16 protein-coding genes are annotated in these 16336 nt (G+C 40.3%); 4 read left to right on the top strand and 12 right to left on the bottom strand.

The window, feature by feature from the left end; all coding sequences use genetic code 11:
• The first annotated feature begins 134 nt into the window (after window positions 1–134).
• Window positions 135–1187: a DUF2157 domain-containing protein gene (locus ABD873_RS07290; RefSeq protein ID WP_345066645.1), complete on the top strand. Its 1053-nt coding sequence runs from the start codon at window positions 135–137 to the stop codon at window positions 1185–1187.
• A gap of 3 nt (window positions 1188–1190) precedes the next feature.
• Here ABD873_RS07290 and ABD873_RS07295 read toward each other — a convergent pair whose 3' ends face one another.
• The 3 genes from ABD873_RS07295 to ABD873_RS07305 form a co-directional block, all read right to left on the bottom strand.
• The gene (locus ABD873_RS07295; RefSeq protein WP_345066648.1) at window positions 1191–1607 is read right to left on the bottom strand and encodes an OsmC family protein; all 417 of its coding nucleotides are present in this window, start codon (window positions 1605–1607) and stop codon (window positions 1191–1193) included.
• A gap of 87 nt (window positions 1608–1694) precedes the next feature.
• Entirely contained in the window at window positions 1695–2996 is a 1302-nt protein-coding gene (locus ABD873_RS07300; protein WP_345066651.1) for an SGNH/GDSL hydrolase family protein, read from the bottom strand.
• Window positions 2997–3004: 8 nt separating this feature from the next.
• Entirely contained in the window at window positions 3005–4225 is a 1221-nt protein-coding gene (locus tag ABD873_RS07305; RefSeq protein ID WP_345066654.1) for an OmpP1/FadL family transporter, read from the bottom strand.
• A 132-nt stretch (window positions 4226–4357) separates the two neighbouring features.
• Between ABD873_RS07305 and tpx the strand changes: the two genes are divergently transcribed.
• The 3 genes from tpx (at window position 4358) to ABD873_RS07320 (ending at window position 6870) form a co-directional block, all read left to right on the top strand.
• Window positions 4358–4855 (top strand): thiol peroxidase, encoded by a 498-nt coding sequence (tpx, locus tag ABD873_RS07310; RefSeq protein WP_039053878.1) that lies wholly within the window; start codon window positions 4358–4360, stop codon window positions 4853–4855.
• Window positions 4856–5050: 195 nt separating this feature from the next.
• Entirely contained in the window at window positions 5051–5761 is a 711-nt protein-coding gene (locus ABD873_RS07315; RefSeq protein WP_345066660.1) for a hypothetical protein, read from the top strand.
• 164 nt (window positions 5762–5925) lie between these two features.
• Window positions 5926–6870: a hypothetical protein gene (locus ABD873_RS07320; protein ID WP_345066663.1), complete on the top strand. Its 945-nt coding sequence runs from the start codon at window positions 5926–5928 to the stop codon at window positions 6868–6870.
• Window positions 6871–6947: 77 nt separating this feature from the next.
• On the opposite strand, the gene ABD873_RS07325 is transcribed toward ABD873_RS07320, so the two are convergent.
• From ABD873_RS07325 to ABD873_RS07365, 9 genes are all read right to left on the bottom strand, one after another.
• Complete coding sequence (locus ABD873_RS07325) at window positions 6948–8000, bottom strand: TerC/Alx family metal homeostasis membrane protein (protein WP_345066666.1); 1053 nt, start codon at window positions 7998–8000, stop codon at window positions 6948–6950.
• Window position 8001: 1 nt separating this feature from the next.
• Window positions 8002–8973, bottom strand: a complete 972-nt coding sequence (locus ABD873_RS07330; RefSeq protein ID WP_345066669.1) for a polyprenyl synthetase family protein — start codon at window positions 8971–8973, stop codon at window positions 8002–8004.
• Window positions 8974–9030: 57 nt separating this feature from the next.
• Window positions 9031–9594 (bottom strand): DUF3109 family protein, encoded by a 564-nt coding sequence (locus ABD873_RS07335; protein ID WP_345066672.1) that lies wholly within the window; start codon window positions 9592–9594, stop codon window positions 9031–9033.
• Window positions 9595–9604: 10 nt separating this feature from the next.
• A complete protein-coding gene (locus tag ABD873_RS07340) occupies window positions 9605–10396 on the bottom strand; it encodes a DUF3108 domain-containing protein (RefSeq protein WP_039053873.1) in 792 nt (263 codons plus the stop codon).
• Between the two features lie 30 nt (window positions 10397–10426).
• The gene (locus ABD873_RS07345) at window positions 10427–10945 is read right to left on the bottom strand and encodes a DUF2480 family protein (protein WP_345066675.1); all 519 of its coding nucleotides are present in this window, start codon (window positions 10943–10945) and stop codon (window positions 10427–10429) included.
• A 60-nt stretch (window positions 10946–11005) separates the two neighbouring features.
• Complete coding sequence (locus ABD873_RS07350; RefSeq protein WP_345066678.1) at window positions 11006–13108, bottom strand: peptidylprolyl isomerase; 2103 nt, start codon at window positions 13106–13108, stop codon at window positions 11006–11008.
• A gap of 147 nt (window positions 13109–13255) precedes the next feature.
• Window positions 13256–13912 carry an LPS export ABC transporter periplasmic protein LptC gene (gene lptC, locus ABD873_RS07355; RefSeq protein ID WP_345066681.1) on the bottom strand — a complete coding sequence of 219 codons (657 nt, stop codon included), beginning with the start codon at window positions 13910–13912 and terminating at the stop codon, window positions 13256–13258.
• Window positions 13863–15188 carry a BamG family beta-barrel-assembly machinery protein gene (gene bamG, locus ABD873_RS07360; RefSeq protein WP_345066684.1) on the bottom strand — a complete coding sequence of 442 codons (1326 nt, stop codon included), beginning with the start codon at window positions 15186–15188 and terminating at the stop codon, window positions 13863–13865. Before bamG ends, lptC begins: the two co-directional genes overlap by 50 nt.
• Window positions 15189–15340: 152 nt before the next feature.
• On the bottom strand, window positions 15341–16324 hold the full coding sequence (locus ABD873_RS07365; protein WP_345066687.1) for a DUF6427 family protein: 984 nt from the start codon (window positions 16322–16324) through the stop codon (window positions 15341–15343).
• Window positions 16325–16336 lie beyond the last annotated feature (12 nt).

The following is a 16336-nucleotide window of genomic DNA, read 5'->3' on the forward strand; positions in this document are numbered from 1 at the left end:
TTGTTAGAATTGTGAACTTGCAAAGTTACTGAATATTAAATGAAGTTGTATTGTAGTATAATGATTTAGCAGGTATTATTATATTCTAATGATATAATATTTATTTGTAATTTGGATATACAAAAACTTTGATTTTGAAAAAATTAGATTTAAACCGTCAGGAAAAGGAAGTGGTGGATCATGCTCTTCGCTTTTGGTATGAGGAAGGAAGGATAGATGCAGCAAAAAGAGAGGAACTTCAATCCACGATTGAAGAGCGTGGCTTCGAGTGGAAAGTTTTGGCACGGTACGCCTTTTGGGTTGCTCTTGCTTCCTTGATTTTTGCTGTTGTATCTCTTTTTGCAGACGATACATTGGAACGCTTTGTCCAGCAATTTTATGACACACCTGATATTGTGTTTTGCTTAGGCTTTGCCGTGTTGGCTACGGTATTCTATCTGTGGGGACTGCGTAATAAGAATAAGTTTCCGGAAAAGACTTTTTCCAATGAAACGTTGATGCTTGCCGGTTCTTTTGCTACGGCAGCTTGTATAGGCTTTCTGGGTAAGATTCTAGATAGAGAAACTCACTATTTCACGGTGTTGTTCTTCCTATCTATTCTTATTTACGGTATTTTGGCTGTAGTCATGCGGTCCAAGCTTATTTGGGTGTTTACCCTTGTGGCTCTCGGTGTGTGGTTTGCCACAGAGACCGCTTATCATAGTGATTGGGGTTGGCGCTTCTGGGGTATGAACTACCCATTGCGTTTTACTATCTTCGGGGTTTTGCTTACGGCGGGAGCGGTGTTTCTACAACCAAAGATAGAAGTCTTGCTTCCTTTTCAGTCTACGAGTATTGTGGTAGGCTTACTTTATACGATGATAGCCTTGTGGTGTTTGTCCATTTTTGGAAACTATAGTGATTTGGAGGCCTGGACACGTATCCGGCAGTATGAAATCTTCTATTGGGGCCTGTTAGCGGTTTTCATTTCTTTAGGCTTAGCCTTATATGGGTTGAAATATAAGGATAGTACGATAAGAGATATAGGATTTGTTTTCTTCTTATTGAATCTTTATACCCGATTTGTGGAATATCTGTGGGACAACATTAACAGGACCATCTTTTTTTTATTGTTGGCCGTATCTTTCTGGTTCGTGGGGCAGTGGTCGGAAAAGATCTGGAAGCGCAATAAAAGCTCTTCCAGATGATATTTAATTTATTTTGATGCTATAGGTTATTTCCACACCACCGGCAGCTAACATGTCGTGCACTGAGCAATATTTTTTTACAGCCAGTTCAGCAGCCTTTTGGGCTTTGACTTCGTCAATATTGCCTTTTAGCAAGAAGCTGATATGAATTTTTGTGAATATGTTAGGGATTTCTTCACGACGTTGACCTTCTACTTCTACCTGTATATCTTCCACATCTTGTCGTTGCTTTAGGAGTATGGTCGTCAGATCAAAGACGCTGCAGGATCCAAGGGCCATGAGGACCAGTTCCATAGGTCTTACTCCTTTTCCTTCTCCGCCAATAGCTTCCGAACCGTCGATATTGACTTTTACTGTTGAAGAGCTGCTTTCTCCTTCAAAATGGACGGCTTTATTTTTTCGTTTTAAAATAACTTTCATGACAAAATTGTTTTATAGTATCTCTAAAATAACAAAAGGTCGCCTAAATAAAGCGACCTTTTGTTATTTCTTGCTTTTTAATGATTATTAAGGCATTTTCACGCCTCTATAATTTGTAGCATCGATTTTTTCCAGCTTAGTGCCATACTTTGCGTTGATGGCGTCGATGATAAGATTGGCCATGATGGCATTACCCATTGGAGTAAGGTGAATTCCATCCAAAGAGAAGGCGTTGCCGGTAACAAATGCGGAGCTTACAGCCACCCCGTTGTAAATTATACCTGTTTTAAGGCGTGACAACAAGGCGTTTACGTCTGCTACGGCAAGGTTTTTCTGCTGACCGATTTCTGTGATGAATTTATTCAGTTCGTTGATATGTGTTCTCAAATTTTGCACTTCAGCTTCATCCAACACGTATTTATCTTCGATCGGGTTGAGAGGATGGAAGCCGTAAGGAATCTGCTGAGTATTAGGTTTACCTAGCAAGCCGGCACTAGAGAATGGTAATACGAAAAGGTCTTGGTCTGTTGCTGCTCGAGGACCTGTTTTCGTCGCGATATATAGGTTTTCTATGGTCGTTCCGGCAGCCTGCGAGGCAGCATCCAACAATGCTTGGCGTGTTACGGTAGTAAGGTAAGGAATGTTGGTCACATCAGGAATAGTAGCTATAACCCCCTTCTGTCCGTTGGCGGTAAGCTTATTGATGAATTGCGTATATACGGCTTTGAAAACGGCCACAGAGGTTAAGGCTGTGGTACCTGCTGGGTTGTCATCCACCGCTCCGTTTGTTGCGTAGCCCAACACATCATTGTTTCCCAACCAGAAAGAGAAGAAGGTATGGTTGCGATTGTCTACGAAATCTTGATAGGAAACCCTTCCTAAATCCGTATCTGGCAAGAGACGTGCAAAATACATATTTGCTGCACTTACTATGCCTTGTCCGGAGTGATCCAGACGCATTCCCGGAACACCGAGGTTATGAATCTCAGAACCAGAATATTTGGCTAATACGTTTGGTGCAGTATAAGCCAGTTTTTCTGTTACATTCTCTGTAACAGGTCTGCCGTTTTCTAATGCGGCAAGACGGATATATCCCGATCCGTTGGATTGCGCTTCTGAAAAGAATGGCGTATTGAACTCACCTCCGCCATGACTTTTCATTTGCTCTGCGACGAGATTAGGGAAAGCTACCTGTTGGCCTTCCAGATACAAACCACCGTCGGCGAAGCCTGCGGTCAATGAGTTACCTACGGCAATATATTTTGAGAAATTTACCGACGAAGAATTGGCTGGGCCAAATTCTTTCGTTATTTCAGGTTTACACGAACTGGCTAAAGCTAATAAAGCTAGTCCGACATATAGTTTTATATTTTTTTGAAATCTTTTCATAGTCTATATTACCATTTGTAAGTTAAAGAAAGTCCAGGGGCGTGTATGTTCGTTTTATACGTTCCAGCAAGACCAGTCACGACATTTTGGGTTGTACGTTCGGTGATACGTTGGAAGGTGTACGCTCCCGACAGATCCATTTTGTGCGACAGGTTTACTGTAAATCCAGCAGACGCCATTATACGGTTATTATCCGGAGTTTCAGCATACACATATGATGACTGAACAGGTGTATATACATAGCCGGCACCTGCCCTTAAACTAAACTTGTCAGAGGCTTTATAATTGATCCCTGCTTTAGCAGATAGTGCGTTCTGGTATTTCTTATCCTGCTCGGTATCGGTTAATACTGGGGTATTGTCTTCGTAGTCGAATACCAGTTTGCGGTATATGCTGTAACCTATAAATGTAGCGTCACCAGCGATATCCACTTTGCTGCTTACAGGGAATGAAATCCCTACATTGAATGAGCCAGGGAGAGGTAGCTCGGCGCTGAACTTCGTATTTGGGAAAGAAGCTGCCACAGCTGAAGGAACGGTAAATTCTGCATCCCCGTCTTTCAGTTTGGTAACGACTTTTGAGCGATAACTCAAGGAAATCGCTATCTCGTTTTCTAGATGATAGTGTACACCGATATTATATCCTGTTCCGGTACCTACACCCGTAAGCTCGGCTTTTCCCGGAGCTCCATGTTGGTCAAATACAGGGATAGAACGTGATAGATCCACTGTCCCCAAATTATATACGAAACCTCCTCCTATACTGAAGTTGTCTGTTATTTTGAAGCTCAACGTAGGCTGTATATAAATGGCACGCATAGATAAGTGGTTGAGTTCAAATCTGCCTGGCCATTGGTCACCCCAGTTTACGGCGCCTCCGAAAGGAGTGTAAACACCTATTCCTGCTTTCCACCAACTGTTGTTTGGTCCGAAAGTGGCAAACACCGAAAAAGGTGGCGAAACCTGAAATTTGGTGTCATATTGCACGTTGCTTTTCACTTCTTTAAAAGCGGAACGATACATTACACCTGTCGCACCTATAGATATTCCATTGGATGTGGTTTTTACCACCGCTCCAGGATTGTAAAATATACTCGTCTCATCAACAAATAAGGCAGACCCGGCACCGGACATACCTAGTGCTTTGATGCCTTGCGTGTTCACTTGAGAGCCTTGAGCAAAGGCCAGCGTCGGACACGCCAACAATACAGCATAAAGTAGTTTTCTCATATATTGAGGTTTTCTTAAGTTAAAAAATACAATGCTAACATAGTATTTTTCTTGTGAAATAAAAATAAAAAATGTCTTTTTTTGATTATAAGAATTGATTAACTTGACAATCAAACACTAAAAACAACCACCATGAGTCAAGTAACATTTAAAGGAACACCAGTACATACGCAGGGAAATTTACCTGCTGTAGGTGCTATAGCACCGAACTTTTCTTTAACATCATCGGACCTTTCGCAAAAAACCTTGAAGGACTTCGAAGGCAAAAGAGTAGTGCTTAACATTTTCCCAAGTGTCGATACCGGCACCTGCGCTGCTTCCGTACGGGCTTTTAATGAGATAGCATCTTCATTGGATAATACGGTGGTGCTATGTATTTCTAAAGACTTACCTTTTGCACAAAGTAGATTCTGCTCTGCAGAAGGTCTGAAAAATGTGATTACCCTGTCCGAGTATAAAGATAGTAATTTTTCGGATGCTTATGGATTAAAATTTGTTGACGGCCCCTTAGAAGGCCTTCTTAGCAGAGCCGTAGTGGTCATTGACGAATCAGGAAAGGTTATCTATACGGAGCAGGTAGCCGAAATTGTAGATGAGCCAAACTATGAAGCAGCATTAAATGTATTGTAATTACTATCCGAACAGACTAAAAGGTATAGAGGAACATTCTCTATACCTTTTGTATTTATTATTGTGAATGATAATCGATAGATTAAGATGTTTTATAGTATAGTGTCCGAAAATTGGTCTTCTTTCGTTAAGAAATGGAGCAAAGAAGAAAAGGTCCTGTTAGTTATACTTCCGGAATTAGACATAAACTCGAAGTTGAAGGAAACGGCTTGTGGATTGTCTTCTGCAAATGTAGAATTCACTGATAATCTAGAAGGTTGTTTAAACAATTTTGAGGCAAAAAATAAGGCAAAAAAAAATGTTTGCCGGATGATTTTTCCGTTTGACCGTAACAAATTTTTTTCGAATAATACAGATCAAAAGGATAAGTTTGAATCTTTTGATATCTGTCCTTTATTTCATTCTTATCCCGAAGAACTTCGAAAAAAACTACTTTCTGCTTCTTGGACTCACTGTGTCGATTATGATCTATTTGTACAGAGGTTATCCAATGTGATAGCATCTTTTTTAAGAGGGAAGAAATCAAGGTTGGTTTTTGATGGAATAGGGGCATCTTTTTTTTCTTGTGGGAAGGATGAATACAAATTGTCGAATGTAGAGGTTTTTTTTGAAGGTGTAAATTTTCGAGAATTGTTAAAAATGATTTTCGAAAAAGTGGGGATAGAGCTTGAATTTTCAGGTAAGGAAAGCAATGAGCGTGGTGTTATTGTAGATTATGATGAAATGTTGCTTGAGGATAAAAATATTTTTTCAGATAACATAAGATTAGGAAATACGGCAATAAAAATATACCCAGGTTATTGTTTCTCGCAGCAGACTATAATTCTATTGAATCACAATTATAGTGATGTTGAAAAAAAACTAGTGGTTGATGTGACAAGTAAAATTTTTCAAGATAAGCACTGATTTTGCCAAAAAATTATGAATTTTGTAGCTTATTTTTTATAAAAATAACATAAAATCATATTAGCTACTTTTAATTGGAATAGTTTTTGTTACACGTGGATGCATAACATTTGGACTTATTGCCACATGGATACTTATGAAAATGAATTTATTGGGGAAGGATTATGGAAGAGAATGTAATAGCTAAAGCTCAGGATCAAGCCCAAGCCGCATCAAATGGAAATAGGGATAAATCTAAAATCTATTTCTTCATCATTGCTATTATGGCTCTTTTGGCCACCAACGTTTACTTTTATGTAAAGTATAAATCTTCTGGCGAAAGACTTTACACGCTTACTCTTCAAAAGGAAAAGCTACAGATAGAGATTGATAGGATAGAGGCTGAGCTGGACAATATAGATAGGATGAATATCCAAGAAATTCCCTCTTCCATATCCGAGCAGCAAGATAGGGCTAGGCAAGTGATTGCCGAATTGCGAAAAGCTTTGGAGGATAGTGAGGTTACAGATCGTAATCTTATTGAGGCCAATGCTCAGCTGGAATTGCTCAAATCGAACGTCTCGAAGCTTATGAGCGAGATAAATGATTTGAGGTTGCAAAACGAGATGCTAAAGAAGGAAAATACAGAACTGCAGCATACCGTAAGACAAGCGCACTCCAAAGTAGAGAAACTCGAACAGGATAATATTTCACTTAACGAAAAAGTCGTAGTGGCTTCTTCGCTGAAGGTTTCGAGCATTACGGTAGATGGAGTAGAGAAAAAGCGTAACGGCAACCTTCAAGTTCAGCCTAAAGCTAAAAAGGCTGATTTCCTGCAAATAAAGTTTACCATTGCGGATAACCCTTTAGCAAAAAAAGGTAAGAAGGTAATTTTTGGAAGAGTAATTGATCCTCAAGGAAATCTTGTTGCATCCTCAAGTGATGAATTTTATATTCAAGGCGATAAGATGAATTATTCTTTTAAAGAAAGTATCAACTTCACTAACAACGGTGAAGAATATCAGTTCTTATGGCAAGATCCTAACGGCAAACTGAAAAAAGGAGCTTATACTGTCTTGCTGTATGTAGATGATGCCATCATGGGAAGGGCTAGTGCATTATTGAAATAAAAGTATAAGTGAAGATAATATATACAAAGGGGACACCATTCAACGGTGTCCCCTTTGTATATTATTGCTTAAAGGGTCTATTTTCCGTAATCCACCTTTTTAGGAAATACGAGAGAAGCTATGATACTTATTGCCAATATTCCGATAATTACTATCAAGGAGTGTAAGGTAGAAAATCCCCATTCTTTAAGGTAACTATGAAGAAGCATTTTTGCTCCGATGAATACCAAAAGAAATGCCAACCCGACTTTCAGGTAGTGGAATTTGTGAATAATATTTACCAGTAGGAAAAACATAGATCGCAGCCCCAGTACCGCAAAGATGTTAGAGAAAAAGACGACATAAGGGTCTTTTGTTACTGAAAATATCGCGGGGATGGAGTCTACGGCAAATATTAGGTCGGTAAATTCTATGACCAAAAGCACTAAAAACAAAGGAGTGATGTATTTAACTCCGTTTTCTTTCAGGAAGAATTTGCCGCTGTCCAGCTTATGTGTTACTTTAAAATATTTGCTGGCAAATTTCACGACCGGATGGTTTTTGGGATCTACCTCCTCTTCCTGATTTCGGTTGATATACATTGTGATACCTGTATATACAAGGAATGCTCCGAAGACATACAGTATCCACCCGAATTTGGCTATTAAGGCAGCACCTACGAATATGAATATACAGCGCATGAGGATGGCTCCGAGGATACCCCATACTAATACTTTATGATAATATCTTTCAGGAATACCGAAAGAGCTGAAGAGCAGTACCATGACGAAGATGTTGTCCACAGAAAGCGCATATTCTACCACATATCCCGTAAGATATTCGAGTGTAAGGTTGGTATTATAGGCCTGTATGCTTGCCGCCACGTCATTTACGTTGATTTTTATGTCGTGATGGTGTTTAGCTACGATTTCCTGTAGCCGTGCTATATCGTGTACGTCGTGTAGTTCATAGCCCCAAAAGTAGAGAACACCGCCGAAGGCAAGGGCGAAGAGTACCCATATCAAAGACATGATAGCTGCGGCTTTCAACGTGATAGGTTTGTTGTCCTTGGCAAACAATCCCAAGTCAATAGCCAACATGAGGATTATAAAAATTATAAATCCTCCAAAAAACATTAATTCGTGATTCATTTTATTTGTTTCGTTCTGTTGTAAATGTTACCAAGTCTTGCAACCCTTTTTTATATTCATTATCTGGAAAGTCGTTAAGCAGTTCAAATGCTTCTTGCTTAAATTGAAGCATTTTTTCTGTGGCATATTCCAACCCTCCACTTTGGCGCACAAAACGAATCACTTCGGCCACTTTGTCCGGATTTTCGTTGTGGTTTTTCACCAAGTTGATGATGTTTCTTTTCTGTGCTGTTGAGGTCTGACTCAACGCGTAGATCAGAGGCAAGGTCATCTTCTTTTCCTTGATATCGTTTCCCACTGGTTTACCTACATCATCAAATCCGAAGTCGAAAAGGTCGTCCTTGATTTGGAATGCAAGACCTACTTTCTCACCGAAGAGACGCATTTTTTCGACGGTGGCGTCATCTGCCCCTACCGAACAGGCTCCGGAAGCACAGCAGGAAGCCATTAACGAAGCAGTCTTTTTACGGATGATTTCGTAGTATATATCCTCTTTGATGTCCAGCTTGCGTGCTTTCTCAATCTGAAGTAATTCGCCCTCGCTCATCTGTTCCACAGCATGGGATACTATCTTGAGGAGCTTCAGCTCGTTATTGTTTACGGAAAGCAGCAATCCTCTAGCTAGGAGAAAGTCTCCTACCAGTACGGCTACTTTATTCTTCCATAGGGCGTTCACTGAGAAGAAGCCTCTGCGCTCGTTGGCGTCGTCGACTACGTCGTCGTGTACCAAGGAGGCTGTGTGGAGTAGTTCTACTAAGGAAGCCCCTCTATAGGTGGATTCGTTAATCGTACCACATAGTCCGGCAGAGAAAAAAACAAACATGGGGCGCATTTGTTTGCCCTTCTGCTTGTATAGGTATTGGGTGATGATATCCAGCAAAGGCACATTGCTTTGCATGGCCTGTCTGAATTTTTTTTCGAAAGCGGCTATTTCTGCAGCTATGGGCTTCTGTATTTCTTTTAAACTTAGCATGTATAATAAGACCTACCAATATGCAAATATCAGTGAGTTTTAAAGATAATAAAATACTTAGATAGATTTTACGCTCTTTTCCAATTCTTCATACCAAGCTTCACCATATTCTCTTATCAGTGGGTCTTTTAGGAATTTATATACAGGGACTTGGAGTTCTTTGCCAAAGGTGCAGGCATCTTTACATATATGCCAGCGGTCGTAATGTAGTACATCGAAGCCTGGATATCGGGTGGTGCGGATTGGGTATAGGTGACAGGAGATAGGTTTCTTCCAGTCTACTTCTCCCATTTCGTAGGCTTTCTCTATGGCACATTTGGTAATGCCATTTTCCCAGGTTACATAAGCACATTCCTTGTTGCCGTCCACGCAGGTTGTGGTCAGGTCGCCATCGGCGTCGACAACGCTGGTGCCAAACTTTTCTATGGCTTCAATGCCTTTTTCGGTCATGTATTTTTTGACCTTTGGATATACTTCTTCGAGAATCTCTTTCTCCGAATCGCGCAAAGGGGCTCCTGCATCTCCTTCGACGCAGCAGATACCTTTGCATTTGGAGAGATTGCAGACAAAATCGTTATTGATAATGTCTTCATGCACTAGTACGTTGCCAACCTCAATCATCAATCTATATTTATTTTGAATAACTTACTCGTTTCCCTAATTCGTACTTCAATCCTTCGGCTTTCACCAGTTCCATGGTTACCGAGCCGATTAGAATTTCCACTTGTGCGCGAACGGGAATTCTGTTGCCGTCATTGGTAACCCAAAGATACAGCTTACTATTTTTCTTGAATATACGTCCCGGCTTGATTTCTGGACTTAGCTTGATGCAGTCCAAAGTACCGATGCTGGTTTTGATTTTTTCCGTTCCGATGTAATATACCTTTAAGGTTGCTACCTCATCGTTGAGGAAGTAGGTGATATTGAATGCATCGCCGCTTTTAAGTCCTGACAAGTCCAAGTTACGTGCAAAATAGTACGCAGATACTAAGTCGAAAAGCTGGCCTGTAGGACTTTTGAAAGTTCCTTTATTACCCTTAACCGTATGGTTGACATGGTCGAATGTTGCGTATTCTTTCCTTCTGTAGTTGTTTTCCTTGATATCCTCGATGTAGAGTAGTGGCTGGTAGGTCTTTCCGTCTATGTACGAATCATACTGATTACGTACATGATAAAACACAGAAAAGGCCGAAGCGGTTTCTCCAAAGGCGCTAAGGTGAAAGACATCCTTGCTGCTGAATTGCAGGTTGGATTTCTTCACAGACAGTACTCCTGTTGCTGCAGAAATGAAGCCGTACTTAAGTTTGTAGGTCAGCTTTTCCCCCTCTTTGAAGGTAGGTTCTTTCAAATAAGGTAAGGTTTGGGAATAAGCATTACAAATGTTTATTAGTATAGCAAATAATACAACGTAAAAATTTCTCATATAAGTATGACCTCAAAATAAGTACAAAGTTTAACTTTTGCGTTTGAATACCGGAACTGTGGAGCATGGTTCGCCGTACATAATGCTTTTGGCTACCAAAGAAAGTTTTGCGGTGAAATTGATAAACGCACTTTCGGGGATATATATATCGCCGCAGCCTTTGACCACCACACGTTGGTCCTGATATTGGGTATAATCTATGCTGTCTATGGCTTTGTCGAACAGCGTGGCTATGAGGTGTTCTTTATTGCCAAAAGTAATAGATTGTGCATATGCACTTAGCTTATTGGCCAATATCATATAAGCCCAAGTCGGGATAATGGCGTCAGCAGTACAGATGATGCCGACATGTTTACCTTGGTATTGCGACCAGTCGTGTTGCTTGGCAAAGTCGCGGAAATCTTTTTCTCTAAGTATCAGACCTTGAAAAAGATTGTCTTTAATATCGTAGATAACGATATCTTCCGGATTTGGTGCATATACTGACAAGTCTACCGTAATCAAACCGCTCTGTGCTACCTTGTTTATGATATTTCCTGTATTATCCATAGCCGTAAAATAAAATAGCCGAACATGTTTATGTTCGGCTATAAAAATAATTATAATATCTTAATAAAATCTAATTCGATTGTCATCTATATCGGCGTTGTCCATAAGGGCTTTGAAGACAGCTCCCCATGCACGTTGTTGTTTTGCCGATAGGATTTGTTTTTGTTGTGTTTTGCGTTCTGATTCCACCATTTCTTTAGGATTTACGAAGCTCAACACCTGTACAGCATATACCCCTTGGTTGCCTTCAATACTTTTTGAAGGTTTGTTAGGTTGCAGTCCGAAAGCTGTACCTACCACTGCACTTTCGAAAGCTACACCAGGGAGTACAGGATTTGCCAAGACGATATTTTCTACTGTCTGAGCTGTTTTGCCCAATTTTTGGGCTACCTGATCTATTGAAGAAGCACCTTTTAGGGCGTTATCCATTTTTTCTTTAAGCATACGGGCTTTTACCATGTTACGTACACCCAAGATGATTTCACCTTTTACTGCTTCTAGTGGTTGTACGCCTTTAGGGCTGATGCCAGCATTTTTAGCGATAATGAAATACTCATCCGATTCGAAGATTTGCTCTGCAACTTCACCAGCTTTTGCCTCGAATGCCCAGCGTACCAGCTCTCTTGGAATAGAGATGCCGTTAAGTGTGTTGTCCATAGCACGTAGACGGAAAGCCTTTCCGACCTCAAGTTGATGTTTCTTGGCTACTTCTTCGAAGTTTTTGCCGTTGATTTCCGAATGTAGATTGTTAGCTTTAGTGTAAGCCGCATCTGTAGTTTCTTTGCCTGCAGAAATCACTTTGTCTACTACGGCAGCTTTTACGATTTTCGAGTTACCTATATGTTTTTCTATACGTAAGATATGTACGCCGAATTGTGACTCTACTACCACGATGTCTCCTGGCTTTCCGTTGAAAGCAGCTTCCTCAAAAGGTCCTACCATCTGACCTCTTGCGAAAGTACCTAAGTCACCTCCTTTGTTTTTGCTTCCTGGGTCTTGGCTGAATTCGATGGCTAGTGTTTCGAATTTTTCTCCTTTAGCCAATAAACCTTTGATAGAGTCAGCCTTGGCTTTAGCTTTATCCAGACCTCCCTCAGCAGCAGGATTTAATAAGATGTGACTAGCCTTTACCGAGTCGGCACTGAACTTAGCATCCAGCACTTTAGCAATCTCGTATTTGCCTTCTGAAAGGTAAGGACCCACAACAGTACCCACCGGAACATTGAAGATCACAGAGTCCAATGCACCGCTCAACTGTCCTTTCTTGAAGTAAGTTACAGGAATTTTAGAATCAGCATTTACGGATACGAAAGTAGAGTCGTTGGTTGATGCCGCTAATTGTGTTTTCAAGTTTTGGATATTAGCCAATGTAGCTGCAGTATCTTTTGAACTTGGTCTCGCATCGATAAGGATGTAGTCTACGGTGCGAGTTTCTTCTTCATTTCTGAATAAGTTTTTGTATTTGTTGTAATATTCTTTGTAGTCTGCATCAGTTAGTTTGATGTCTGCATCGTTTACTGATGAATAGTCAAGTAATACGTATTTGAAGTTCGCCAATTTATTTTTGGCGGTGTATTCATCTTGAGCTTCCAATGCAGTAACATATAGTGATGATGCTACTAGGGTAGAGTATTTCTCTGCAAGACGTTGCGAGCGGATTTGCTCTAGCATAGCATCCCATTGTTGACGAACTTGAGGGTTGTTTTTTGCTTCAGTGATCACTTGCGACAAGTAATTTCTGTCGAAAGCTCCTGTCTGAGGGTTAGTGAATGTCTGTACGATTTGTTGAGCTGGGTTAGGACCGGTGATCAAATCGTTGAATTCATTTTTGCCTACAGTAATTCCGATTTTTTCGATTTCAGCGTTCAACAATTCTTGCGAAACCATCTGATTCCAAACTTGTTGAACAGCGAAATTTTTGAGCTGTGGAGTTTCTACTCCTCCCATTTGTTGTTGGTAGTTTAAGGCAGTTTGTTCTACCATGGCATTGAATTCATTGTAGTCAATGCTTCTGCCATTAATGTTACCTACCTGATTTTGTGATTTAGCCCATAGAGGTACTCCCGATTGTAAAGCATCTCCTAATAAAAACGCAAGAATTGCTAAACCGATGACGATGATCACTAATCCCGCACGGTTACGCAAATTACCCATTAATCCCATATTTCGTAAATTGTATTTATGTGTTCTTTAGTTATTTAAATTGACTTGTTTTTTTAACAAGGCGCAAGATACAATTTTTATAAAAAAAAAGCATATAAAATATATGCTAATTCCAAAAGTGTTTTTTCTTTTTTTTAGGTTATAATTTTATTGGCCGAAACTAGGCAAGGCACTTTTGTTTGAAGGAATATAGAAACCTGACATTTCCTGTGCTTCTATATTGCGAAAATCCAAGTCCGAACGGAATGACGAGGCTTGGAAACTACCACGGTTGTCTTTGAATTCGAAGGTGATAGGTGCATTATTGTAATATATCTTTTGGTTTTCGTCATAGATGATTTCTTCCGACTTGATGATAGAGCCGTCGGCCATAGTGATGACCACGTTCTTATGGAATTCGGTGATTCCTTCTTTGGCCTTCTGTATGCCGTAATCCGACTTTATACGTTGTGTTTCTTTACCTTGTTCGTCGAAGAAGATAATCTGTAATCCTTTTTCGAATTCGTAATTATTGTTTCGTCCAGCTGTTGTGTCGTGATAGATTTTCATTTCAGGACCTGTGAGCTGGGCTTTGACGATGGCCGAATCGCTATAGATTATACGCACATCTTTGTAGGTGTCAACCGCCTCTTCAGCCTGTATGTTTTCTATGGCCTTGATATCTTTCATGTCATTTTCACAGGCCGTAAATAATAAAAACCCTATTATGCTGAATGATAATAGGGGTGCAATATGTTTGCGTATATACATGCTGTTAATCATAACTTCTTCTTTGGAACCAAAGGTCATTGATGTTGAATCCAATGTTGATGTTAATGTAACGCTCTCTTACAAGGTTGTTACGCAATGTACCTTGCTGCCCAATCTCTGCCGAGATATTGATTCGAGAAGAAGTTCTACCGAAGTTGGTCTCTGGAAGAGGCAATCCTAAGCCTACGGTAATGGCCATATCGTTGATGCGCTGTTGAGACGTAGTGATATGTCCCTGATTATATCGGAATCCTAATCTATAGTCTACGATATCCCAGTATTTAAGGGAGGTAGGGTCCGGCTTAAACTGACCTCCAATGGCAAACCCGTAATTTTTTCCTAAGGCATTTTCGCCGACACGGGTTTGGTAATATGACCAGTCTGCATATTTGAAGTCAGCACCGATCATCCAAGAGTAGCCTTTAGATAGGGTGATTCCTACATTATGCTTCAGTGGTAAGTTGATGTTACGTTTTGTTGCTGGTGCCTGTGGCAAAGAATCCAACGGCACATTTTCGTAGTCCGGATCCAGTGAAGGCTGGGTACGAGTTATGAGCTGTGACGTGGTTTCTTTCACGGTATTGTTCAGCGATCCTGAATAGCCTATGGTGAGGTTATGTTTTCGGCTGACCGCCAAAGAATACTGTACGCCGTAATCTACAGTAAGACCGCGGATAAGGCGTGTTTCTTGCAGTTTGGTGTTCAACGCTTCGTAGTCGTCAGGGAATGTTACGGAAAGGTTATCTTTCAGCTCACCGAATAGGAATCCCGCATTACCACCTATGCTAAGCCCTTTGAAAGGAGAGAAGCCGTAGCCAACAAACGCTTTGTTCAGTCCTCCTTCTCCGTAAGAAGTCTGTTTTGTTACTATAGATCCGTTTGTTTTATACTCCGTTTTGTTGTAGCCTATGTCCGAGTAAGGCATCAGACCGAAGGCCACGCCGTGGTTACGCGCTATGGAGAAAGCATAGCCGAAATGTGAAAATGCAAAGTCGGCCGTATTATCGGATGCTGAATTTTTTGTAAGTTGTGTGATATTGCCATATAATCCCGCATCGAGTATGGTTCTATTGAGCGCTGAATAACTTGCTGGATTGGCTACGTTAAGTACAGGCAATCCGGCTTGATATCTTACTGCTGCTGAAATTCCTCCCATAGATCGGGTCTGTGGCAGCAGGTCTTCGCGCATCTGTCCTATACCGAATTTAGAATATGGGGAGTGGGAAGTGGTTTCCTGTGCTTGAATAGAAGATGCAGAACACAGCAGTGCTGTCCCCAGAATCCATTTTATCGCTTTTTTGGCACTCAATATATTTGACTGTCTATACATATATTTATTTCGAATCCTATTATGGGATTATATTTTACCGTGTTAGGCCAATAATATTACTAACTTTTTTATTTGATACAAAACTATCTATTTTTCTACGAATACCTTAGTCAATTTTGTTAAAAAAGGTTAATCGTTTATAAATTAGTTTTTTACATAAATTGAAAATATAAAATGGTCAGTATAATGACTACATATATTCCTTCATAAAGCCATTTTATCTTGGCATAAGAAAAATAATAAGCCAGATAAATAGCTAAGGGTGGAGCACAGAGCAAGAAATGATTGATATTTATCTTCTCGTTCAGATAAAAAGATGCTCCAATAAGTATCAGCATGTAAAAAAGCAGCTGAAAAGATTTGCGTAGATGAATGATACTACGAAAATATTGTTCCTTGATAACTAGCAGGAACAAAAACATGGCGATTACCAATGGTATAAGAACCAGATAGTCGTGATAGTCTACGTTCAGTCCTGTAGGTAAGGGATTAGCGAAAGGCTTGAAGATAGCTAAAAACTCTTCAAAGCGATCGTACCAATAATAAACTACTCCCAGCAGAAAATAAACTACGCCGAATCCCAGAATCGGAGTTATCCATTCTCTCCAGATAAAAGGACGGAATACGATTAAAGCTATCCACAGCAATAAAAGCATGACAATAAACGGGAAGTATATCAGGCTTCCGACGGCAACGATCATGCCCAGATCGAACATGAGTAACTTTACATCCGGTTGTTTATAAATGTTGAATAGCTTATCCAGCATCCATATGGTGATGAAATTACACAACAGCGTAGGTGACAGGATTAGGAAGGGAAGGAATACGCTGACCAACGTCATAAAGAGTAGTGCGGTCAGGAAGGAAGGCTTCCCCAGAAAGTTGTAATGGTTGATAATCCGGTTTAAGAAAAATGCCTGCAGCAACGTCAGTATAAGCGTGATGATGACGTTGGACTGTGGAGAAAGGTTCTTTCCAAAAGGAATGTTTAACAGGTTGTCCACAGCCGGCTCCAGAAAAAAGGGTTGCAGCTGCTCCGGCAGATGTAAAAAGGCTCCCAAACACAAAAAAGTACCTATCACACATACCCAAAAGATGTTGATAGGCGTAAATTTTCTGAGTTGGTTTATGATCATAGTGCTTTTTCA

It is taken from the genome of Sphingobacterium thermophilum (assembly GCF_039541675.1).
Taxonomy (GTDB): Bacteria; Bacteroidota; Bacteroidia; order Sphingobacteriales; family Sphingobacteriaceae; genus Sphingobacterium; species Sphingobacterium thermophilum.